Genomic DNA, 21,823 nt, shown 5'->3' with positions numbered 1-21,823 from the left:
TGACCGAGTCCCTCACACGGCCGGAATCCGATGGAGGATTGCGGGGAGAGGTTCAGCCCTTCGCCGCCAGCGCGGCCTTCACCAGGCCGCTCGCCTTGCCGAAATCCATGCGGCCCGCAAAGGTGCCCTTCAGGGCGGCGATCACCTTGCCCATGTCCTTCGGGCCGGCCGCGCCGGTCTCGAGGATCGCCGCCTCGACCGCGGCCTTCGTCTCGGTCTCGTCCATCTGCTTCGGCAGGAACGTCTCGACGATGGCGATCTCGGCGCGCTCGTTGGCGGCGAGTTCCGGCCGGCCGCCCTGCTCGTAGACCGCGGCCGATTCGGTGCGCTGCTTGATCATCTTCTGGAGCAGCGACAGGATCTCCTCATCGGAGATCGGCTCCTTGCCGTTGCCGCGGGCCTCGATGTCCCGGTCTTTCAGGGCGGCCTGAATCATCCGGACGGTCGCCAGCCGCTCCTTGTCGCCGGCCTTCATGGCCTCCTTCATCTCGGTGGTGAAGCGCGCGCGCAGCATCTCGATGAACCTTCCAACGGTCGAAGCGGGGGGCTGGCCTGCGATTTGCGGGTGTTGAGCCCTGCCGGCAGCGGAGCCACATTGACCCCATCGCGGGCCGCTCGCTAAGAGCGCCGCACACGATCATGCCGCAAGCCGAGAGCGCCGCAACCCGGCGCCCGCCTTCGGCCGGACATAAGCGAGACTCAGCCCATGCTGCAAGACGCCGCCGCGCATGCCCCCGAGCCCCAGGCTCCCGAGCCCTGGGCCGAGCCCGTCGCGACGGCCCTGCTGGTGCTGGCGGACGGCACCATCTTGGAGGGATTCGGCATCGGCCAGACGGGCGTGGCCGACGGCGAGGTCTGCTTCAACACCGCGATGACCGGTTACCAGGAGATCCTGACGGACCCGTCCTATGCCGGCCAGATCGTCACCTTCACCTTCCCGCATATCGGCAATGTCGGCACCAACGACGAGGATCTGGAGAGCTTGGATGCGGCACCGGCCTCGGGCGTCCGCGGCACCGTCATCGCCTCGGCGGTGACGAATCCGTCGAACTGGCGGTCCTCGTCGCACCTCGACGGGTGGCTCAGGGCGCGCGGCATCGTCGGCATCACGGGCGTCGACACCCGGGCGCTCACGGCCCGCATCCGCGACCAGGGCATGCTCAACGCCGTGATCGCCAACGATCCCCAGGGCAATTTCGACCGCGAGGCCCTCAAGGCCCGCGCGGCGGCCCTCGCGCCGATGGAGGGGCTGGACCTCGTTCCGCCGGTGACGAGCCGCGCGCCGTCGGAATGGTCCGAGACCGTCTGGGCGCTCGGTAACGGCTACGGCACGCGCGCACCCGGCGAGGGCCTCAGGGTCGTGGCCATCGATTACGGCGTGAAGCGCAACATCCTGCGCCTCCTCGCCCAGGCCGGCTGCGACGTCACCGTCGTGCCGGCCACCACGACGGCCGAGGAGATCCTGGCGCTGAAGCCGGACGGCGTGTTCCTGTCGAACGGCCCCGGCGACCCGGCCGCCACCGGCGCCTACGCGGTCCCGGTGATTCGCAAGCTCTTGGACCAGAAGGTGCCGACCTTCGGCATCTGCCTCGGCCACCAGCTCATGGGTCTCGCCCTCGGCGGCCGGACCGTGAAGATGAGTCAGGGCCACCACGGCGCGAACCACCCGGTGAAGGACAAGACCACCGGAAAGGTCGAGATCGTGTCGATGAACCACGGCTTCGCGGTGGACCCGGACAGCCTGCCGGAGACGGCCGTGGAGACCCACGTGTCGCTGTTCGACGGCTCGAATTGCGGCCTGACCCTCACCGACCGCCCGGCCTTCTCGGTGCAGCACCACCCGGAGGCCTCCCCCGGCCCGCGCGACAGCCACTACCTCTTCGAGCGTTTCGTGACGCTGATGCGCTCGGGTGAGCCCAAGCGCGCCTGACGCGTCGTCTTCGCGAGCGCGGCGGAGCCGCGGCGCGCGGCCTTTCAGTCCTGCGTCCCGACCCCAATCGGGCCGCGGCGGGGCCATAAAATCCGCCAGATCGGACGGCTTAAGGGAGCCCACGACGGCCCCTGAACGGCGGCGCATCCGCGCCCGGCGACGGCGGCCCGTCGCAGGGGATTGCCGGATGACCATCGACGAGGCGCGCGACGATTTCTCCCGCCTGCACCGCAGCTTCACCTTCCATCTCGGCGTCGCCGCGGGCCTGTCCTGGCTGACCGCCCTCTACGCCGCCGTCTACGCCCCCTGGGTGCGCAACATCCGGGCGCTGATCGATCCGACCGGCGGATTCGACCGCGTCGAGAGCACGGTGTCCTACCTCTTCGCCATGCCGGCGGTCCTCGCCCTCGCCTGGGTCTCGGTCTATTTCGGCCGCGAGGCCCTGCGGCGCGCGCAGACGCTTTCGAACGTCGCCGTGGAGTTCGCGGCCGCCGCATTGGTGGCCTTCGGGGTTTTCTACCTCTCGATCGACCGGGCGGTCGCCGCGCTCCACGCCGGCTTCTGAGACGGATCGGGGCGGCCAGAGCCGCCCCGGCGCCTACTGAACTTTCTCGAACAGCGGCTCGAACCGCTTGGCGGCCAGCTTGTTCTGCGGCACCGCCCGGGCCGCCTCCAGGTTCTCGGGCTTGTCGCCGACCTGGACGAGGCCGACCATCCCCATGATGTAGTGCGGCGAGCACTTGATGCCGTAGAGGCCGGGCTTGTCGAAGGTCACGGCCTCCTCCTTGCCGACCACCGTCTTGAACGGCGCCGCGCCCTCGGGCGCCATCCCCTTGATCAGCTCGGCATTGTGACCCTTGTCGGCCGGCACGAACCGCACCGTGTCGCCGGGCTGGATTTTCACGAAGGCCGGGTCGAAGACCATCATCCCGCCCGGACCGCTGTTCAAGGTCTTGATGGCGACCTCCGAAGCGTTCGCGCCCGTCATCGGGCCGATCAGAAGTATCGCGAAGAGTGTCGCTGGCCTGGGCATTTTCGGTCTCGAACGATGATGATGTCGATCGGCGCGCTGGCCGACCCATCGGAGCTTAAGGTCCGGCGTCGATTTCCTGCAAGAAATCGATGAAGTCTTGTGAGAATTTGTAAATCCTCCAAATCGAAGGATCGGTGCCGCATCGATGCGCCGGGCGCGCGGCCAGACTGCGCGGTTGTCCCGGCCTTCCAATGCGCCCGTCGCCCGTGTAAACGCGGGGCTCAACGACATTCCCGCCACGCGCGTCCGGGAGCAGGGCTCACTCGAGCCGTGCCCGATCGGGCGCGCTTGGCCTGAGAAGGCCCACGATGCCCAAACGCACCGACATCTCCTCGATCCTGATCATCGGTGCGGGTCCGATCATCATCGGACAGGCCTGCGAGTTCGATTATTCCGGCACCCAGGCCTGCAAGGCGCTCCGCGAGGAGGGCTACCGCATCGTCCTGGTGAACTCGAACCCCGCGACCATCATGACCGACCCGGACATGGCGGACGCGACCTACGTCGAGCCGATCACCCCGGAGATCGTCGCCAAGATCATCGAGAAGGAGCGCCCCGACGCGATCCTGCCCACGATGGGCGGCCAGACGGCGCTTAACTGCGCCCTGTCGCTGCAGAAGATGGGCGTGCTCGCGAAATACGGCGTGCAGATGATTGGCGCCACCGCCGAGGCCATCGACAAGGCCGAGGACCGGAGCCTGTTCCGCGACGCCATGACCAAGATCGGGCTCGACACCCCGAAATCGGCGCTCGCCAACGCGTCCGCCGCCAAGAAGGCGGACCGTCAGGCCTACCTGGCCGAGATTGCCAGGATCGAGGCGGCGAACAGCGATCCGGCGGCGCGCCAGACCGCGCTGGCGGCCTACGAGAAGAGCTGGGCCGCGGGCGAGACCGAGCGGCGCAAGCGCTACGGCGAGCACGCCATCGGTCAGGCGCTGATCGCGCTGGCCGAGGTCGGCCTGCCGGCGATCATCCGCCCGTCCTTCACCATGGGCGGCACCGGCGGCGGCATTGCCTACAACCGCGAGGAGTTCCTCGACATCGTCGAGCGCGGCATCGACGCGTCGCCGACCAACGAGGTGCTGATCGAGGAGAGCGTGCTCGGGTGGAAGGAGTACGAGATGGAGGTCGTTCGCGATAAGAACGACAACTGCATCATCGTCTGCTCGATCGAGAACATCGACCCGATGGGCGTGCACACGGGCGATTCGATCACCGTCGCCCCGGCGCTGACGCTCACCGACAAGGAATACCAGGTGATGCGCGACGCGTCCCTGGCGGTGCTCCGCGAGATCGGCGTCGAGACCGGCGGCTCCAACGTGCAGTTCGCGATCAACCCCGAGAACGGGCGCATGATCGTGATCGAGATGAACCCGCGCGTCTCGCGCTCCTCGGCGCTCGCCTCCAAGGCCACCGGCTTCCCAATCGCCAAGGTCGCAGCCAAGCTGGCGGTCGGCTACACGCTGGACGAGATCGCCAACGACATCACCGGCGGCGCGACTCCGGCCTCGTTCGAGCCGACGATCGACTACGTCGTCACCAAGATCCCCCGCTTCGCCTTCGAGAAATTCCCGGGCGCCGAGCCGACGCTGACCACCGCGATGAAGTCGGTCGGCGAGGCCATGGCGATCGGCCGCTGCTTCGCCGAATCGCTCCAGAAGGCCCTCCGCTCGCTCGAGACCGGCCTGACCGGCCTCGACGACATCGAGATCGAGGGGTTGGGCAAGGGCGACGACCACAACGCCATCAAGGCGGCGATCGGCACCCCGACCCCGGATCGGCTGCTCAAGGTCGCGCAGGCCCTGCGGCTCGGCGTGAGCCACGAGCAGGTCTACGCCTCCTGCAAGATCGACCCGTGGTTCCTCGAGCAGCTCCAGGCGATCATCGACCTTGAGAACCGCGTGAAGGCCCACGGCCTGCCGAAGACGGCCGGCGCCTTCCGCCAGCTCAAGGCCGCCGGTTTCTCGGACGCCCGCCTCGCGGTGCTGGCCAAAACCGACGAGGCCGCCGTCAGCGCGGCCCGGCGTGCCCTGGCGGTGCGCCCGGTCTACAAGCGGATCGACACCTGCGCGGCCGAGTTCAAGTCGCCCACCGCCTACATGTACTCGACCTACGTTGCGCCGTTCGCGGGCGCGGTCGTGGACGAGGCGGAGCCCTCGGATCGCAAGAAGGTCGTGATCCTCGGCGGCGGCCCGAACCGGATCGGCCAGGGCATCGAGTTCGACTATTGCTGCTGCCACGCCTGCTTCGCGCTGTCGGACGCCGGCTACGAGACCATCATGGTCAACTGCAACCCGGAGACGGTCTCGACCGACTACGACACCTCGGACCGGCTCTACTTCGAGCCGCTGACCGCCGAGGACGTGCTGGAGATCATCGAGACCGAGCGGCAGGCCGGCACCCTGCACGGTGTGATCGTGCAGTTCGGCGGCCAGACCCCGCTGAAGCTCGCCCGCGCCCTCGAGGCCGCCGGCGTGCCGATCCTCGGCACCTCGCCCGACGCGATCGACCTCGCCGAGGACCGGGACCAGTTCAAGCGGCTCCTCGACAAGCTCGCGATGAAGCAGCCGAAGAACGGCATCGCCTACTCGGTCGAGCAGAGCCGGCTGGTGGCCGAGACGCTCGGCCTGCCCTTCGTGGTCCGCCCGAGCTACGTGCTCGGCGGCCGCGCCATGGCGATCATCCGCGACGAGACGCAGTTCGCCGACTACCTGCTCGACACGCTGCCGAGCCTGATCCCCTCCGAGGTGAAGGCCCGCTACCCGAACGACAAGACCGGCCAGATCAACACGGTGCTGGGCAAGAACCCGCTCCTGTTCGACCGCTACCTGTCGGACGCGGTCGAGGTCGATGTCGACGCGGTCTGCGACGGCAAGGACGTGTTCATCGCCGGCATCATGGAGCACATCGAGGAGGCCGGCATCCATTCCGGCGATTCGGCCTGCTCCCTGCCGCCGCGCTCGCTCTCGCCCGAGATCGTGGACGAGCTGGAGCGGCAGACCAAGGCCATGGCGCTGGCGCTCAACGTCGTCGGCCTGATGAACGTGCAGTACGCCATCAAGGACGGCACGATCTACGTGCTGGAGGTGAACCCCCGCGCCTCGCGCACGGTGCCGTTCGTCGCCAAGGTCATCGGCGAGCCGATCGCCAAGATCGCGGCCCGGATCATGGCGGGCGAGCCGCTCGCGACCTTCGGCCTGAAGCCCAAGACCCTGCCGCACATCGCCGTGAAGGAAGCGGTCTTCCCCTTCGCCCGCTTCCCCGGCGTCGACGTGCTGCTCGGACCGGAGATGCGCTCCACCGGCGAGGTGATCGGGCTCGACGCCAGCTTCGGCGTGGCCTTCGCCAAGAGCCAGCTCGGCTCGGGCACCCAGGTACCGAAGGCGGGGGCCGTCTTCGTCTCGGTGCGGGATGCCGACAAGGCCCGCATCCTGCCGACCATGAAGCTCCTGTCCGATCTCGGCTTCACCATCCTGGCGACCGGCGGCACGCAGCGCTACCTCGCGGAGAACGGCGTTCCGGCAGAGCGGATCAACAAGGTTCTGGAGGGCCGGCCGCACGTGGTCGACGCGATCAAGAACGGCGGGATCCACCTCGTCCTGAACACCACCGAGGGGGCCGGCGCCCTGTCGGACTCGCGCTCGCTCCGGCGCGCGGCCCTCTTGCATAAGGTGCCGTATTACACCACTCTAGCCGGCGCGATGGCCGCGGCCGAGGGGATCAAGGCCTATCTAGAAGGCGATCTCAAGGTCCGCGCGTTGCAGGAATACTTCGCGGCCTGAACCTCAGGGTTCCGCTGACTTCATTTCATGGCCCGGGGAGAGTGCTGCACTCTCGGCCGGGCCTCTTCATTGTGGCGCGAGACGATGGCGATAGACAAGGTTCCGATCACGGTGCGCGGGCTGGCAGCCCTCGAAGAGGAGCTGAAGCACCGCCAGCAGGTGGAGCGCCAGCGCATCATCCAGGCGATCGCGGAGGCCCGCGCGCTCGGCGACCTGTCGGAGAACGCCGAGTACCACGCCGCCAAGGAGGCGCAGTCCCACAACGAGGGCCGCGTCCTCGAACTGGAGAGCATGATCGCGCGGGCCGAAGTGATCGACGTCACGAAGCTCTCGGGTGACAGGATCAAGTTCGGCGCCACCGTGAAGCTCGTCGACGAGGACACGGAGGAGGAGAAGACCTACCAGATCGTGGGAGAGCCGGAGGCCGACGTGCGCTCGGGCCGCGTCTCGATCACCTCGCCGATCGCCCGCGCGCTGATCGGCAAGGGCGTCGGCGACACGGTCGAGGTCACCACGCCCGGGGGCGGCAAGTCCTACGAGGTCGTCGCCGTCCAGTACGGCGGCTGAGCCGATGCGCCCGCGTACGTGGGGCCGGCTCGCCGGCCTGCTCCTCGGTGCCGTCGCGGGGTCCGCGGCGGCGAGCGACTTTCCGCCGACTCCGGTCTTCTCCGACGTCAGGGTCGACGTGCGGCCGCTCCTGAACAAGGGCGCGGGGCTGCAGGCCGAGGCGCTGGCCGGCGACCTGACCGACGCCCTGCGGAAGAACTTCGCCGGTCGGATCGGCGGCCGCGGGCCGCGCCTCGTCGTGGTCGTGACGAGCCTGTCGCTCCGGCCCTATGTCGGCAGCGGCTCCCTGCGCGGCCTGGGCGGCAATTTCGAGACCGACTACATGGAGGGCGAGGCGCTGCTCGTCGGGCCCAAGGGGCAGGTGCTCGGGCGCTACCCGCAGATGACCGCGACGCCGTCGAGCTACGGCGGCGCGTGGTACGATCCGCAATTCGAGCAGCGCCGGCTCGCCGCCATCGCCGACATCTACGCCCAGTGGCTCSCCCGCGACCTTCCGCGGGATTAGAAGGCGGCCGCCGGCCCCGGTCGGCAGCGTGGGGCGTATCCGGTGAGGAGCATGGCAAGCATCGACGTGTCGGAGGCGCAGAGCGCGCCGGTCAGCAATTCGGACCCGCGGCGTGAGCGCCTGCCCGAGCTCGCCCGCGCCCGCGCCTGGATCGTCACGGACGGCAAGGCCGGCGACGAGAACCAGTGCGTCGGCATCGCCGAGACCCTGGGTCTCGACTTCGAGATCCGGAAGGTGCCGCCCTCAGGACCATTCGGCTGGATGGCGCCCTGGGGGCCGATCGACCCGCGCGAGGGCCCGCGCCGCCGCGCCGGAGCCCTGTCGGGCCCCTACCCCGACATCCTGATCGCCTCCGGCCGCCGGTCGGTCCCGTACCTGCGGACCGTGCGGCGCGCGACCGGCGGCCGGACCTTCACGGCCTTCCTGAAGGATCCGCGGACCGGCGCCGACAGCGCCGACTTCATCTGGGTGCCGGATTACGACGATCTGCGCGGTCCCAACGTCTTCACCACGCTCACGGCGCCGCACCTCGTCACCGCGGCGCGCCTGGCCGCGGCCCGGGCCCGACCGGATCCGCGGCTCGCGCGCCTCGACGGCCCGCGGGTGGCGGTGCTGGTCGGCGGCGACAGCCGTCACCTGAGCTACCGCAAGACCGACATGAACCGCCTCGTGGAGGATCTGCGCGGGCTGGCCGCGCAGGGCTGCCGGCTGATGGTGACGATCTCCCGCCGGACGCCGAACCCGCTCCGCGATGCCGTGAAGGTGCTCGCCGCCGAGACTGGTGGGTTCCTCTGGGACGGGAGCGGCGACAACCCCTACGTGGCCATGCTGGCGCTCGCCGAGGCGATCGTCGTGACCTCCGACTCGGCCAACATGGTGAGCGAGGCGGTGTCCACCGGCGCGCCGGTCCTGCTGTTCGACCTGCCGCGTACCTATATCCGGCATCGGCGCATGTTCGCCGGGCTGGCGATCGCCGGGGCGCTGCGACCGTTCACCGGTCAGTTGGCAGATCTGACGTACAAGCCGATCGACGCGACTCCGGTGATCGCCCGGGCGCTCGCCGACGCCTATGCCGCGCGCCGCGCGGCCGGACCGGCCTGAGGAGACCGAGACAGATGGCCCACACCCACGCCAAGCTCGTCATCATCGGCTCGGGACCCGCCGGCTACACGGCGGCGATCTACGCCGCCCGCGCCATGGTCGAGCCGCTGCTGATCTCCGGCTTCCAGCCGGGCGGCCAGCTCATGATCACCACGGATGTCGAGAACTACCCGGGCTTCGCCGAGGCCATCCAGGGCCCCTGGCTGATGGAGCAGATGCGCCTCCAGGCCGAGCACGTCGGTACCCGGATCGTCTCGGAATACATCACGAAGGTCGATCTCAAGCAGCGGCCGTTCCGCCTCGAGGCCGATTCCGGCGAGACCTACTCGTGCGACGCCCTGGTCATCGCCACCGGGGCGCAGGCCAAGTGGCTCGGCATCCCGTCCGAGGCGGCGTTCCAGGGCGGCGGCGTCTCGGCCTGCGCGACCTGCGACGGGTTCTTCTTCCGCGGCAAGGACGTCGTGGTGGTTGGCGGCGGCAACACCGCGGTCGAGGAGGCCCTGTACCTCGCCAACATCGCCAGCAAGGTGACGGTGGTCCACCGCCGCGACAGCTTCCGCGCCGAGCGGATCCTTCAGGAGCGCCTGTTCAAGCACCCGAACGTCGAGGTGCTGTGGCACCGCGAGATCGCCGAGATCTGCGGCGTGCAGAAGCCGGCACCGAACGTGACGCACGTCCGTCTCAAGGATCCGCGCTCGGGCGAGATCAGCGAGGTGAAGGCCGACGGCGTGTTCGTGGCGATCGGCCATCAGCCGGCGACCGCCATCTTCGAGGGTCAGCTGCCCATGCGCCACGGCGGCTATCTCACCGTGAAGCCCGGCACGACCGAGACCGAGATCCCGGGCGTGTTCGCCGCCGGCGACGTCACGGACGACGTCTACCGCCAGGCGATCACCGCCGCCGGCATGGGCTGCATGGCGGCGCTGGAGGCGGAGAAATTCCTGGCCAATCTCGAGATCGGTGAGAGCCCGGTCCAGGCCGCCGCGGCGGAATGACGGCCGGACGGGCCTCCGCACCTCCCGCGCGAAGCCGTCGGGCCCCGCATTTCAACAAGTTCGCGCTGCTTATGCTTGCGCAGGACCATGCACCGTGTGCATAGGAGTGCTGACTGCGCCGGGATGCACCGATTGCATGCCCGCGCGGTGTCGGGAGCGGCCATCCGCACGCGGCACCGCGCAGTTCGCCCGGTGATCTGCCCGCCGCTTCGCGCCCCTTCTCCACCCCGGGCGCGACCCGCGGGCGCGCGCTGGTAGGGGTTCTCGCCTTGGACTGGGACAAGATCCGGATCTTCCTCAACGTCGCGGAGGCGGGGAGCTTCACCAAGGCGGGTGACGATATCGGGCTCAGCCAATCGGCGGTCAGCCGCCAGATCAGCGCCCTGGAGCGCGAGCTCAAGGCGCCGCTCTTCCATCGCCACGCCCGCGGCCTCCTGCTCACCGAGCAGGGCGACCTGCTGTTCCGCGCCGCGCGGGACATGAAGCTGCGCCTGGAGAATACCCGGGCGCGCCTCGTCGAGACCTCCGAGCGGCCGACCGGCGACCTCAAGGTCACCACCACGGTCGGCCTCGGCACGTCCTGGCTGTCGCAGCGGGTCGGCGAGTTTCTGGACCTCTACCCGGACGTGCGCATCGAGCTGATCCTCACCAACGAGGAGCTCGATCTGGCCATGCGCGAGGCCGACGTGGCGATCCGCATGCGCCGCCCGGCGCAGCCGGACCTGATCCAGCGGCGGCTGTTCACCGTGCACTACCACGCCTTCGCCAGTCCGGATTACGTGAAGCGGTTCGGCGAGCCCAAGACCATCGAGGAGCTCGACGACCACCGCCTTGTCTCCTTCGGCGGCAACGAGCCCTCGTACCTGCTGGCCGCCCACTGGCTCGCCGATGCGGGCCGCGAGGGCCGCGAGCGTCGCCAGGTCCACCTGACGGTGAACAATATCGGCGCCCTGCAGCGCGCCATGGAGGCCGGCGCCGGCATCGGCATCTTGCCCGATTACGCGGTGGATGGCGGCCAGCAGCTCGTGCAGGTGCTGCGCGAGACCGAGATGCCGAGCCTGGAGAGCTACCTCGTCTACGCCGAGGAGATGCGCTCGGTCGCCCGGGTGCAGGCGTTCCGCGACTTCCTCGTCTCGAAGGCGCAGCGCTGGACCTACTGAGCATCCGATGGTTGGATCCGGCTCCTCACGGAGACGATTCGATGCGCGCTGCTCTCTACGCTCTGATCCTCGTCGCGGGCTCCACCGGCGCGATGGCGGATGACTGCGCGGAAGCTTGGTACCAACGCAACCTGATCTACAAGCAGGCGGGCTACTGCTTCAGCACGCCGCGGGCGATCCGGACCTTCGGCAACGCCGATTGCCGGTACGACGCCATGGATCGCGTGCCGCTCTCGCGCCAGGAGCAGGCGACGGTGGCGGATCTGCAGGCCTTCGAGCGGGCCCATGCCTGCCCACGCTAGGCCGCGGACCGTCGACCTCGTCGGCCGGGCAGCGTAGGAGCCGCGTCGTCGCTGCGGAAGCCGCGCCAGATCAGCGCGGCTCCGGCAGGCCCGTGCTCACACGAACAGGCGCTCGCCCTCGAGGCCCTTGTAGAGGCCGGCGACCTGCTCGCCGTAGCCGTTGTAGATCAGCGTTGGTACGCGCTGATCGGTGCCGAGGACGCGCTCGGTCGCCTGGCTCCAGCGCGGGTGCGGCACGGCCGGGTTCACGTTGGCCCAGAAGCCGTACTCCGAGGCCTGCAGGCCCTCCCAGAAGGTCTTCGGCCGGTCGGCCGTGAACGAGATCTTCACCAGCGACTTGGCCGACTTGAACCCGTACTTCCACGGCACCGCGACGCGGATCGGCGCCCCGAACTGGTTGGGCAGCGGCTTGCCGTAGATCCCCGTGACCATGAAGGCGAGGTCGTTCCCGGCTTCAGCCAGGGTCAGGCCCTCCGTGTAGGGCCAGGGATAGAAGAACGCCCGCTGGCCGGGCGCCATCGCCTTGTCCATGAACGTCTCGAAGCGGATGTACTTCGCGCCGGAGGCGGGCTTGGCCAGCGCCACGAGCTTCGCCAGCGGGAATCCGGTCCAGGGCACCGCCATCGACCACGCCTCGACGCAGCGGTGACGGTAGAGACGCTCCTCCAGGCCGACCTTCCGGATCAGGTCGTCGACGCCGACCTCGAACGGCTTCTCGACGAGCCCGTCGATCTTCAGGGTCCAGGGCTGCGTCTTGAGGGCGTTGGCCGCCGGCAGCACCGTCTTCGACGTGCCGAACTCGTAGAAATTGTTGTAGTCGGCGCTGAAGCGCTCCGGGGTCAGGGGGCGGTCGAGCGTGTAGGCGGGGTTCTGCGGCGCCGGGTAGAGCGGCTGGTCGCCCGCCGCCGCGAGGGCCGCGCGCCCACCCAGGAGCGAGCCGGCCGCGAGCCCGGCCGCGCCGCCGATCAGGGCCCGCCGATTGAGGAAGACGGCCTCCGGCGTCGCCAGATGCTCCGGAATCTCCCAACCGCGCCTGCGCTTGATCAACATGGCCGTCTCCTCGGATCTCCTGCCTGCACAACCCACAGATCGGCCGCGGCCGACAGGTGCGCAAGCGCCGCAGCCTCACCTTTCGGCGAACGGCGCGCAGGAGTTACGCCGCCCGTGAGCGGCACCGGGACGCAGGCCGTCTTCCGCCGCGCGGACGACGCTCAGGCCGGCGGCGTCTCGTCGCGCAGCATCCGCCGCAGCACCTTGCCGACATTGGTCTTCGGCAGGGTCTCGTGGAGCACCACGCGGCGGGGAACCTTGTAGCCGGTGAGCTGTGTGCGGGCATGCGCCCGCAGGATATCGGTGGAGACCGACGGGTCCTTCAGGACCACGTGGGCCACCACCATCTCGCCCGTCTCCTCGCTCGGCGCGCCGACCACCGCGCATTCGAGCACGGCCGGGTGGGCCGCCAGCACGTCCTCGACCTCGTTCGGATAGACGTTGAAGCCGGAGACGAGGATCATGTCCTTCATCCGGTCGACGATCCGGACCTGGCCGTCCGCCTGCAGGATCGCGACGTCGCCCGTCCGGAAGAACCCGTCCGCGGTCATCGCCCGCGCGGTCTCCTCCGGCCGATTCCAGTAGCCGCGCATCACCTGCGGGCCGCGCACGCAGATCTCGCCCGGCTGCCCGGCCGGGAGGGGTTCGCCGGAGACGGCGCGGATCGAGACCTCCGTGGAGGGCAGCGGGTAGCCGATCGTGCCGGAGAAGTCGCGCATGCCCCGCGGGTTGACGCACACGACCGGCGAGGTCTCCGACAGGCCGTAGCCCTCGATGATCGTGTTGCCGGTCAGGGCCTTCCAGCGCTCGGCCACCGCCCGCTGGACGGCCGTGCCGCCGCCGACCACGAAGTCGAGGTGGGCGAAATCCACCGTGCCGATCTTCGGATGGTTGATCAGGACGTTGAACAGCGTGTTCACGCCCATCAGGTGGGTGAAGCGCGTGCGGCTCAGGGTCTTGACCATGCCGTCGCAGTCGCGCGGATTGGGGATCAGCAGGCAGGAGCCGCCGCTGCGCATGAACTGGAAGAAGCACGCGGTGAGCGCGAAGATGTGGTAGAGCGGCAGCGCCGTGACCACGCAGCGCGCGACGCTCGGATCCTTCGAGTTGAACCAGAGTTGCGACTGCTCGACGTTCGCCATGATGTTGCGGTGGCTCAGCATCGCCGCCTTGGCGATGCCGGTGGTGCCCCCGGTGTATTGCAGGAAGGCGAGGTCCTCCGGGTCGACCGCGGCGGACGCGCGCGGCATCGTCCGGCCCTGGCGGAGCACGGTGGCGAACGGGATCGCCAGCCCTTCCGGCAGGCGGAACGGCGGCACCGCCTTGCGGACGTGCCGGCTCGCGAGGTTGATCACCCGCCCCTTCAGCCCCAGCCCGTCGCCCGGACCCACGAGGACGACCCGCTCCAGGGCCACGTCCGGCAGCGCCGCCGCGATGGTGGCGCCGAAATTCTCCAGGACGATCAGGATCCGCGCGCCGGAATCGTTGATCTGCTGCACGCATTCCCGGGGCGTGTAGAGCGGGTTGGCGTTGACCACCGTTCCCCCCGCCAGGAGGACGCCGAAGATCGCCACGGCGTAGGCGGGGACGTTCGGCAGCATGATCGCCACGCGGTCGCCCTTCGCCAGACCTTGTCCGCGCAGCCAGGCCGCGAGGTCGCGCGCCTGCTGGCCGAGGGTCGCGTAGGTCATGGTCGAGCCGAAGCACAGCATCGCCGGCCGGCTTGCGAAGGCGGTCACGCTGGTCTCGAACAGGTCGACCAAGGTCCCGAGGCCCGCGACGTCGATCTCCGCCGGCACGCCGGGCGGATAGAAGGGCAGCCAAGGCCGGTCGGAGGCCCCGTGGCCCGGCATCGCTCCGGCCGTGGCGGCTCGAGCGCCGTGCTCCATCACGTTCGCCTCATGCATCGCGATGCCTCCCGCGGGCCCGACTCTCGGGGGCCGAGTCCCGCAACGCCTGTCGCGCGGACTCTGCGGGAACGGAGGCCGGCCCGCAAGGCAGGGGGGTCAGAGGGCTGGACGATGCCGGCGCAATGTCGCCAGCACGGTGTGGGGCAGGGCCGCCGCGATCAGCAGGCCGGCGGCGAGCGCGGCCTCCTCCGGCCGCATGGCCCGCCGGGGCCAGGGGCCGACGCCCAGGTCGCCGGCGAGGCCGATCAGGATCGCGCCGAGCCACAGGGTCAGGAAGGCGAGCGCGCCGTAGCCGACCCGGCGCAGCCGCGGCCGCAGGGGCCTGTTGGCCGCGACCGCGAACAGGCCGAGGACGCCGCCGAACGTCAGCGCGCCCACGGCGGCGCCGAGTCCGTAGGCCAGCCACAGGGGCTGGTGGGTGAGGAAGGCCATGCCCCCGGTGGCGAAGGCGCCGCGCAGGACGAGCCCGCCGAAGGTCGGGTAGAGCCCGGCGGCGAGGAGCGCGGCCGCGCCCGCCAGTCCGAACACGATCCGGCGCGGCGCGGAGCCCGGGCCCGGGCCCGTCGCCACCCGCGCGAGGTGGCCGAGCCCGTAGACCAGCGCGAAGGCGAAGAGCGGGTAGCGGGCGATGAAGTAGCCGAAGATCCAGGGCTCGAGGGCCTCCGGCACGGCGTCGCGCTGGCTCAGGCCGGTCGCCGCGACGAGAGCCAGGGCGGCCAGCATGGCGAGGATCGGCCCCGCCGCTGCCAGAAGGCCGCCGGCGCGGCCTCCGGACGTCCCGGCGCCCGAGCCGACCCGGTCGCGCGCGGCGTTGGCGTGTGCGGCCATGCTGGGATCACCCGGAGAGGCGCGCGGGGTCGGGACCGCCGCGGCCGCTCTAGCGGGCCTCGTAATGGTCGCGGATCAGCCGGTCGAGGAGGCGCACGCCCCAGCCCGCACCCCAGCTGCGGTTGATCTCGCTGGCGTTCGACGACATCGCGACGCCGGCGATGTCGAGATGCGCCCACGGAACGTCCTCGACGTAGCGCTTGATGAACGACGCCGCGGTGGCGGCGCCGCCGTGGCGGCCGCCGGTGTTCTTCATGTCGGCGAACTTGGAATCGATCGCCTTGTCGTAGGCGGGGATCAGCGGCATCCGCCACACCTTCTCGCCGGTCGCCTCGCCGGCGGCGTGGATGTTGCCCGCCAGCGTGTCATCGTTCGAGAACATGCCGGCGATGTCCTGGCCCAGCGCCACGATGATCGCGCCGGTCAGCGTCGCGAGGTCGACGATCGCCTTGGGCTTGGTGCTGCGGATGACGTGGGTGATCACGTCGGCCAGCACCAGTCGGCCCTCGGCGTCGGTGTTGATCACCTCGATGGTCTGGCCCGACATGGAGGTCAGGATGTCGGACGGGCGGTACGAGCCGCCGTCCGGCATGTTCTCCACGATGCCGATGGCGCCGACCACGTTGCAGCGCGCCTTGCGGGCGGCGAGCGCGTGGAGCGCGCCGACGACGGCGGCGGCGCCGCCCATGTCGCCCTTCATGTCCTCCATGCCGCCGCCCGGCTTGATCGAGACGCCGCCGGAATCGAACACGACGCCCTTGCCGATGAGGGCCACGGGCGCCTCGGCCGCGGGGCCGCCGTTCCAGCGCATGATCACGATCCGCGGCTCGCGGGCCGAGCCCTGCGCCACCGCGAGCAGCGCGCCCATGCCGAGTTCCCGCATCCGGGCCGGCTCCAGCACCTCGATCTCGACGCCGAGCTTGGCGAGTTCCGAGGCGCGGCGGGCGAACTCAGCCGGGAAGAGCACGTTCGGCGGCTCGTTCACGAGGTCGCGGGCCAGGACCACGCCGTCGGACAGGCTCTTGGCGCCCTCGCCCTCGCGGGCGGCCGCGCCGTGATCGGCGAGCAGCAGGGTCAGCGCGGTGGCCGATTTGTCGTCGGCATCGGGCTTCTTCTTGGTCTTGTAGCGGTCGAACGCGTAGGTCCGCAGGCGCGCGCCGAGAGCGAACTCGCCGGCCTGCGCCGCCGTGACCGTCGCGCCCGGCCAGTCGAGCACCACCCGGGCGGTCCGTCCCGCCACCTTGCCGGCGGTGAAGCCGCCGAGCGCCGGCCAGTCGGTCTTGGCCCGGTCCTTCTCCGAGCCCAGGCCCACGACCACGAGGCGGTCGGCGCCGACGCCCGCCGGGGCCGGCAGGGACAGGGCGCTGAGCGAGCGGCCCTTGAACTTTTCAGAGGCCGCGGCGCGCGCCACGAGATCCGCCCCGGAGGCGCCCAGCGCCTCGCGGGCGGCCGACCCGAGCGACAGGTCGTCGCCGACGAAGACCACGAGATCGCCGGATCCGCCGGGGCCCTGGCCGCTCTGCTCCAGGGGACCGAAACCGACCTCGATACCGTCCGCCATACCCGTCGCCCTGCCCGTTATTCCGGAGCCGTACTACGCACCCGCGCGCCGAGGCGCGGGCGATCCGCCCTGTGTAGCCGCTGAGACGGAGAACGCAACGCGGCGTGACAGCCCTGGAATCGCCCCTTTTGTCGGGTCCCTGCCGCCTCGAGGGCGCGAGAGGACGAGCGGGACTGCCGGGCCGATGAGGCAGATCGAGCGCTACATCTTTCGGATCGCCCTGGGCGCAACCCTCGCCTGCCTGATCGGGCTGACGGGCACCATCTGGCTGACCCAGGCCCTGCGCGAGCTCGATCTCGTGACCGCCAAGGGCCAGACGCTGCTGGTCTTCCTCTTCGTCACCGGCCTGTCGCTGCCGACCCTCGTCGTCGTCATCGCCCCCGTGGCGCTGTTCATCGGCACGATCTACGCGCTCAACAAGCTGAACGGCGATTCCGAGCTGATCGTCATGTCGGCGGCCGGGATGCCGCCGCGCTCGCTGCTGCGGCCCTTCCTCACCCTGGCGCTGTTCGTCAGCTTCCTGGTGGGATTCCTGGTCGTGGTGGTCATGCCCGCGAGCTTCCAGGAGCTGCGCGACGTGATCACCCGGGTGCGCGGCGACTTCATCGCGAACGTCGTCAAGGAAGGACAGTTCACCCAGCTCGACAACGGCATCACCTTCCACTTCCGCGAGCGCGGGCCGGGCGGCACCCTCAAGGGGCTGTTCATCCAGGACCGGCGCGAGGCCGGGAAGACCAAGGTCTACCTCGCCGAGCGCGGCAACGCGGTCGACGTCGACGGCCAGAGCTACCTGATCCTGGAGAACGGCAGCGTCCACCAGCAGCAGAAGGACTCCCGCGATTCCTCGATCCTGACCTTCGAGCGCTACACGATCGACCTCGCGGCCTTCGCGCCCCCGGATTCCGACACGATCTACAAGCCGCGCGAGCGCTCGACGGCGCAGCTCCTGTTCCCCGACACGACGGAAGGCTACTACAAGCTGCAGAAGGGCCGGTTCCGGGCCGAGCTGCACGACCGGCTCTCCGCCTGCCTCTACCCGCTGGCCCTGGTCTTCATCGCCTTCGCGGCTCTGGGCGATCCCCGCACGACCCGGCAGGGGCGCGGCGTCGCGATCGCCGGCGCGATCGTCGCCGTCGTGGCGCTGCGCATCGGCGGCTTCGCGGCGGTCAGCGCCGCCGCGCGCAGCCCCGCGGCGGTCCTGGCGGTCTACGGCGTGCCGCTGCTCGCGATCCTCCTGTCGAGCCTCCTCATCTTCTACGGGCCCCGGGTGCGCGCCTTCAACGCCGCCCTGGCCCGCGCCGTCCGCGGCCGGTTCCGCGGCCCGCGCCTCGCGCCGGCGGCCTGAACCCGATGATGCTGATCGGTCCCACTCTCGGGCGGTACTTCGCCGCCCGGTTCCTCCGCACGGTGCTCGGCGTCTTCATCACCGTGTTCGCGCTGGTCTACACGCTCGACTTCGTCGAGCTGCTCCGCCGCGCCGGCGAGGCCCAGGGCGCGTCCGCCGGCCTGATGGCGCAGCTCTCGCTCTACCGCACCCCCGCGGTGGCGGAGGGCGTCCTGCCCTTCGCGGTCCTGTTCGGCTCCATGGCGGCCCTGCTCCAGCTCTCGCGCAAGCTGGAACTGGTGGTCGCCCGCGCGGCCGGGATCTCGGCCTGGCAGTTCCTGCAGCCCGGCTTCTTCGTGGCCCTCGCCCTCGGCGCGCTGGCGGTCGGCGTCTACAACCCGGTCTCCGCGATGCTGAAGCAGCGCTCCACCGAGATCGAGGCCAAGATCTTCGCCAAATCCACCAAGGCGAGTTCGGGCAAGGACCTCTGGATCCGCCAGAAGGGCCTCGATGGCGAGGCGATCCTGCGCGCCGAGACCGCCATCGAGGGCACGACCACCCTGGCGGGCGTGTCGGTCTTCACCTTCGACGACGCCGGCAAGTTCGCCGAGCAGCTCGTCGCGGCCCGCGCGACGCTCCACGACGGCTACTGGGAGCTCTCCGATGTGCGCGTTCTCACACCGGGCACACCGCCTGAGTCGTTCGACACCTACCTGATCGCCTCGAACCTCGACCCCGGACAGGTGCGTCAGGGGTTCACCCCCCCGGAATCTGTGCCTTTCTGGCAACTTCCCACAACGATCGCGCGGACCGAGCGGGCCGGTTTGGACGCCACCCGCTACCGTCTCCAGTACGATGTTCTGTGGGCGCGGCCGGTGCTGTTCGTGGCCATGGTCATCGTCGCCGCAACCGTTTCCTTACGGTTCTTCCGCTTTGGTGGTGTCGGTAAACTCGTCCTCGGTGGCGTCGCGGCCGGCTTCGCCCTCTACGTGGTCCGACAGGTCATGGAGGGGCTCGGAGCATCCGGACTCGTCGCCGCACCGGTGGCGGCCTGGTTCCCGGCCGTGGTAGGCAGTCTTCTCGGTACGCTCACGCTTCTGTACCAGGAAGACGGCTGACTTCCGCGATCCTTCGCGGGACGGGAGACGGGTGTTGAGGTTGGTGGCGGCAGACGTCACAGGGGTTGGGACGCGCGTTGCGTAAGGTCGCCGACATCCTGCGGAAGGCTGGTTTCCGGGCCGCGCTGGCGCTCGCCGCGCCGCTGGCCGGGGGCCTGTCCGCCCATGCCCAGGGCCTGCCCGCCGTCGCGGCCGGCAAGCCGGGCGACAAGCTGCTCGTCGAGGCCGACGAGCTGATCTACGACAACGACCGCGGCACCGTTACGGCGCGGGGCAACGCCGAGCTGCATTACGGCCCCCGGACCCTGCAGGCCGACCGCGTGCGCTACGACCGGAATTCCGGCCGGGTCTTCGCCGAGGGCAACGTCCGCCTCACCGAGGCCGACGGCGGCGTCGTGACCGGCGCGCGCATGGAGCTCACCGACGACTTCAAGACCGGCTTCGTCGACGCCTTCCGCGGGCAGCAGACCGTGCAGCGGAAGTTCGAGACGGTGCGCACCCGCTTCTCCGCGCCGCGGGCCGAGCGCCTGAACGGCGAGCAGACGAGCTTCGAGTCCGGCAGCTACACGGCCTGCGAGCCGTGCAAGGACAACCCTGAGACGCCGCCGCTGTGGCAGATCAAGGCGAAGAAGATCATCCACGACAACGAGACCCACACGGTCTACTTCGACGACTCGACGCTCGAGATCGCCGGCATCCCGGTGGCCTACCTGCCGTATTTCGAGGCGCCGGACCCGACGGTGAAGCGCAAGACCGGCTTCCTGACGCCGCGCTTCGTCACGACGACCGCGCTCGGCAACGGCGTGTCGCTCCCGTACTTCATCAACCTCGCGCCGAATTACGACCTGACGCTGACGCCGACCCTGCTCAGCCGCCAGGGCCTGCTCGCGCAGGGCGAGTTCCGCCAGCGAATCGACAACGGCTTCTACAACATCCGCCTGTCGGGCATCTCGCAGACGACGCCCTCGGCGTTCCTGCCGAGTCCCCTCGGCGCCGGCGAGCGCGACTTCCGCGGCTCCGTCGAATCGCAGGGCCGATTCTACATCAACCCGCGCTGGCGCACGGGCTGGGACCTCGTCGGCGTGACCGACAAGTGGTTCCTCGACAATTACCGGATCCGCAACCAGAACATCACCACGGACTATTTCCGTGAGGCCACCTCGACGGCCTTCCTGATCGGCCAGGGCGACCGCTCGTGGTTCGAGGCGCGGGGCTACTACTTCAAGGGCCTGTCGAGCTTCGACTGGCAGAAGCAGCAGCCGATCGTGGCGCCGGTGATCGACTACGACAAGCGGATCAACGGCCCATCGGAGATCGGCGGCGAGGTGCGCTTCCAGGCGAACATCACCAGCCTGACCCGCGAGACCACGCAGTACCAGGGCCTGCCGCGGACCTCGAGCTACCTGTTCTCGCCGAGCGTCAACGGCGTCAGCTTCCCGCTGTACCAGACCTGCACGGTCTTCCAGCGCGGCCTGTGCGCCATCGACGGGCTCGCCGGCACGAACACCCGCGCCTCCGCGGAGCTGTCCTGGCGCCGCAGCTTCATCGACGATCTGGGCCAGAAATTCACGCCCTTCGCCTACCTGCGCACGGACGCGTTCTTCAACAGCACGAGCTTCTCGGGCTACCAGAACGACCTCGTCCCGCAGGTCGCGCACGTCGACCAGGGCTTTGCCGGGCGGGTCATGCCGGCGATCGGCCTCGACTACCGCTACCCGTTCGTCGCCAATTTCGGCGCCCTCGGCGTCCACACCCTGGAGCCGATCGGCCAGATCATCGCGCGGCCGTCGGAGACCCGGATCGGCCGCCTGCCGAACGAGGACGCGCAGAGCCTCGTCTTCGATGACACCTCGCTGTTCGAGTGGGACAAATTCTCGGGCTACGACCGGGTCGAGGGCGGCGTGCGAACCAATCTCGGCGGCCAGTACTCCGTCGTGACCCCGTCCGGCTGGTACGCGAACGTCCTGTTCGGCGAGTCCATCCAGCTCGCGGGCGTCAACTCGTTCCGCCGCGGCGACATCGCCAACACCGGCCTCGATTCCGGGCTCGAGACGCAGCGGTCGGACTTCGTCGGCCGTTTCCAGGTCTCGCCGAACCAGAACATCACGTTCATCAGCCGGGCCCGGTTCAACCAGGCCGACTTCCACGTGGCGCGGTTCGAGACCGGCGCGACGGCGCGGTTCGCGCCGTTCCTGCCGCTCACCGTCTCGGCCTTCTACTCGTACTACGAGGCGCAGCCTCTGCTGGGCTACAGCCACTACCGCGAGGGCATCACCGCCACCGCGACCTACAACATCACGCCGAACTGGTTCGTGTCGGGCTCGCTGCTCGTCGACCTGACCCACTACCTCGACGTGCGCAACACCTACACGGACGCGCTGAGCTCGTACCTGGCGAACCCGATCGGGACCGTGCCGATCTACCAGAACCCGGGCCGCTTCTACCTGTCGGGCGCGAGCTTCGGCGGCGGCTACCAGGACGAGTGCACCACCGTCTCGCTGAACTACATCAACTCGCCGATCGCGACCGCGACGGGCGTCCGCGAGCGCAACCAGACGGTGCTGCTGCGGGTCGAGCTGAAGACCCTGGGCGAGGCCGACCTGCGCCAGAACGTCGGGACCGCCACCACCGCCGACGGCATCGCCTCGATCCGCTGA

Annotated in this window: 18 protein-coding genes; 12 read left to right on the top strand and 6 right to left on the bottom strand. The window is 69.8% G+C overall.

Annotation, left to right across the window (positions count from 1 at the left end; all coding sequences use genetic code 11):
- Window positions 1-52: 52 nt before the first annotated feature.
- Window positions 53-514: a GatB/YqeY domain-containing protein gene (locus ASG32_RS02935; RefSeq protein ID WP_020093533.1), complete on the bottom strand. Its 462-nt coding sequence runs from the start codon at window positions 512-514 to the stop codon at window positions 53-55.
- A 192-nt stretch (window positions 515-706) separates the two neighbouring features.
- Between ASG32_RS02935 and carA the strand changes: the two genes are divergently transcribed.
- On the top strand, window positions 707-1,930 hold the full coding sequence (gene carA / locus ASG32_RS02930; RefSeq protein WP_056522423.1) for a glutamine-hydrolyzing carbamoyl-phosphate synthase small subunit: 1,224 nt from the start codon (window positions 707-709) through the stop codon (window positions 1,928-1,930).
- Between the two features lie 187 nt (window positions 1,931-2,117).
- Window positions 2,118-2,495, top strand: a complete 378-nt coding sequence (locus tag ASG32_RS02925) for a hypothetical protein (RefSeq protein WP_020093535.1) — start codon at window positions 2,118-2,120, stop codon at window positions 2,493-2,495.
- 33 nt (window positions 2,496-2,528) lie between these two features.
- Here ASG32_RS02925 and ASG32_RS02920 read toward each other — a convergent pair whose 3' ends face one another.
- Entirely contained in the window at window positions 2,529-2,918 is a 390-nt protein-coding gene (locus ASG32_RS02920; RefSeq protein ID WP_107351913.1) for a pseudoazurin, read from the bottom strand.
- 353 nt (window positions 2,919-3,271) lie between these two features.
- On the opposite strand from ASG32_RS02920, the gene carB reads away from it, so the two are divergent.
- The 7 genes from carB to ASG32_RS02885 all read left to right on the top strand — a co-directional run bounded on the left by carB (window position 3,272) and on the right by ASG32_RS02885 (window position 11,375).
- The gene (carB, locus tag ASG32_RS02915) at window positions 3,272-6,745 is read left to right on the top strand and encodes a carbamoyl-phosphate synthase large subunit (protein ID WP_056522417.1); all 3,474 of its coding nucleotides are present in this window, start codon (window positions 3,272-3,274) and stop codon (window positions 6,743-6,745) included.
- A gap of 90 nt (window positions 6,746-6,835) precedes the next feature.
- Window positions 6,836-7,312: a transcription elongation factor GreA gene (gene greA / locus ASG32_RS02910; protein ID WP_170855149.1), complete on the top strand. Its 477-nt coding sequence runs from the start codon at window positions 6,836-6,838 to the stop codon at window positions 7,310-7,312.
- A gap of 4 nt (window positions 7,313-7,316) precedes the next feature.
- Entirely contained in the window at window positions 7,317-7,817 is a 501-nt protein-coding gene (locus ASG32_RS02905) for a hypothetical protein (RefSeq protein ID WP_056522414.1), read from the top strand.
- A 51-nt stretch (window positions 7,818-7,868) separates the two neighbouring features.
- Window positions 7,869-8,918 (top strand): mitochondrial fission ELM1 family protein, encoded by a 1,050-nt coding sequence (locus ASG32_RS02900; protein WP_056522411.1) that lies wholly within the window; start codon window positions 7,869-7,871, stop codon window positions 8,916-8,918.
- Window positions 8,919-8,932: 14 nt separating this feature from the next.
- Window positions 8,933-9,913, top strand: a complete 981-nt coding sequence (gene trxB, locus ASG32_RS02895; protein ID WP_020093541.1) for a thioredoxin-disulfide reductase — start codon at window positions 8,933-8,935, stop codon at window positions 9,911-9,913.
- A gap of 269 nt (window positions 9,914-10,182) precedes the next feature.
- Window positions 10,183-11,073 carry a LysR family transcriptional regulator gene (locus ASG32_RS02890; RefSeq protein WP_012317569.1) on the top strand — a complete coding sequence of 297 codons (891 nt, stop codon included), beginning with the start codon at window positions 10,183-10,185 and terminating at the stop codon, window positions 11,071-11,073.
- A 41-nt stretch (window positions 11,074-11,114) separates the two neighbouring features.
- Window positions 11,115-11,375 (top strand): YARHG domain-containing protein, encoded by a 261-nt coding sequence (locus tag ASG32_RS02885; RefSeq protein ID WP_056522408.1) that lies wholly within the window; start codon window positions 11,115-11,117, stop codon window positions 11,373-11,375.
- 96 nt (window positions 11,376-11,471) lie between these two features.
- Here the strand turns inward: ASG32_RS02885 and msrP are convergent, their stop codons facing one another.
- The 4 genes from msrP to ASG32_RS02865 all read right to left on the bottom strand — a co-directional run bounded on the left by msrP (window position 11,472) and on the right by ASG32_RS02865 (window position 16,724).
- The gene (gene msrP / locus ASG32_RS02880) at window positions 11,472-12,425 is read right to left on the bottom strand and encodes a protein-methionine-sulfoxide reductase catalytic subunit MsrP (protein ID WP_056522405.1); all 954 of its coding nucleotides are present in this window, start codon (window positions 12,423-12,425) and stop codon (window positions 11,472-11,474) included.
- Between the two features lie 161 nt (window positions 12,426-12,586).
- The gene (locus tag ASG32_RS02875) at window positions 12,587-14,332 is read right to left on the bottom strand and encodes an AMP-binding protein (protein ID WP_244491781.1); all 1,746 of its coding nucleotides are present in this window, start codon (window positions 14,330-14,332) and stop codon (window positions 12,587-12,589) included.
- 99 nt (window positions 14,333-14,431) lie between these two features.
- Window positions 14,432-15,163: a hypothetical protein gene (locus ASG32_RS02870; protein ID WP_056522402.1), complete on the bottom strand. Its 732-nt coding sequence runs from the start codon at window positions 15,161-15,163 to the stop codon at window positions 14,432-14,434.
- 49 nt (window positions 15,164-15,212) lie between these two features.
- A complete protein-coding gene (locus ASG32_RS02865; RefSeq protein ID WP_056522398.1) occupies window positions 15,213-16,724 on the bottom strand; it encodes a leucyl aminopeptidase in 1,512 nt (503 codons plus the stop codon).
- A gap of 184 nt (window positions 16,725-16,908) precedes the next feature.
- On the opposite strand from ASG32_RS02865, the gene lptF reads away from it, so the two are divergent.
- From lptF to ASG32_RS02850, 3 genes are all read left to right on the top strand, one after another.
- Window positions 16,909-18,069, top strand: a complete 1,161-nt coding sequence (gene lptF, locus ASG32_RS02860) for an LPS export ABC transporter permease LptF (protein ID WP_020093547.1) — start codon at window positions 16,909-16,911, stop codon at window positions 18,067-18,069.
- An 8-nt stretch (window positions 18,070-18,077) separates the two neighbouring features.
- Entirely contained in the window at window positions 18,078-19,166 is a 1,089-nt protein-coding gene (gene lptG, locus ASG32_RS02855; protein ID WP_056522696.1) for an LPS export ABC transporter permease LptG, read from the top strand.
- A gap of 77 nt (window positions 19,167-19,243) precedes the next feature.
- Window positions 19,244-21,823 (top strand): LPS-assembly protein LptD, encoded by a 2,580-nt coding sequence (locus ASG32_RS02850; protein WP_056522395.1) that lies wholly within the window; start codon window positions 19,244-19,246, stop codon window positions 21,821-21,823.

The sequence above is a fragment of the Methylobacterium sp. Leaf361 genome, assembly GCF_001424445.1.
Taxonomy (GTDB): Bacteria; Pseudomonadota; Alphaproteobacteria; order Rhizobiales; family Beijerinckiaceae; genus Methylobacterium.
Note: the sequence above shows the minus strand (reverse complement) of the source record. Positions and strands in the feature narration are given on the sequence as shown.

Excerpts from the sequence above, each read along its gene's own strand:
- ASG32_RS02935 (WP_020093533.1), bottom strand. The coding sequence starts at position 514 with ATGCTGCGCGCGCGCTTCACCACCGAGATGAAGGAGGCCATGAAGGCC.
- carA (WP_056522423.1), top strand. The coding sequence starts at position 707 with ATGCTGCAAGACGCCGCCGCGCATGCCCCCGAGCCCCAGGCTCCCGAG.
- ASG32_RS02925 (WP_020093535.1), top strand. The coding sequence starts at position 2,118 with ATGACCATCGACGAGGCGCGCGACGATTTCTCCCGCCTGCACCGCAGC.
- ASG32_RS02920 (WP_107351913.1), bottom strand. The coding sequence starts at position 2,918 with ATGACGGGCGCGAACGCTTCGGAGGTCGCCATCAAGACCTTGAACAGC.
- carB (WP_056522417.1), top strand. The coding sequence starts at position 3,272 with ATGCCCAAACGCACCGACATCTCCTCGATCCTGATCATCGGTGCGGGT.
- ASG32_RS02900 (WP_056522411.1), top strand. The coding sequence starts at position 7,869 with ATGGCAAGCATCGACGTGTCGGAGGCGCAGAGCGCGCCGGTCAGCAAT.
- trxB (WP_020093541.1), top strand. The coding sequence starts at position 8,933 with ATGGCCCACACCCACGCCAAGCTCGTCATCATCGGCTCGGGACCCGCC.
- ASG32_RS02885 (WP_056522408.1), top strand. The coding sequence starts at position 11,115 with ATGCGCGCTGCTCTCTACGCTCTGATCCTCGTCGCGGGCTCCACCGGC.
- msrP (WP_056522405.1), bottom strand. The coding sequence starts at position 12,425 with ATGTTGATCAAGCGCAGGCGCGGTTGGGAGATTCCGGAGCATCTGGCG.
- ASG32_RS02875 (WP_244491781.1), bottom strand. The coding sequence starts at position 14,332 with ATGCATGAGGCGAACGTGATGGAGCACGGCGCTCGAGCCGCCACGGCC.
- ASG32_RS02870 (WP_056522402.1), bottom strand. The coding sequence starts at position 15,163 with ATGGCCGCACACGCCAACGCCGCGCGCGACCGGGTCGGCTCGGGCGCC.
- ASG32_RS02865 (WP_056522398.1), bottom strand. The coding sequence starts at position 16,724 with ATGGCGGACGGTATCGAGGTCGGTTTCGGTCCCCTGGAGCAGAGCGGC.
- lptF (WP_020093547.1), top strand. The coding sequence starts at position 16,909 with ATGAGGCAGATCGAGCGCTACATCTTTCGGATCGCCCTGGGCGCAACC.
- lptG (WP_056522696.1), top strand. The coding sequence starts at position 18,078 with ATGCTGATCGGTCCCACTCTCGGGCGGTACTTCGCCGCCCGGTTCCTC.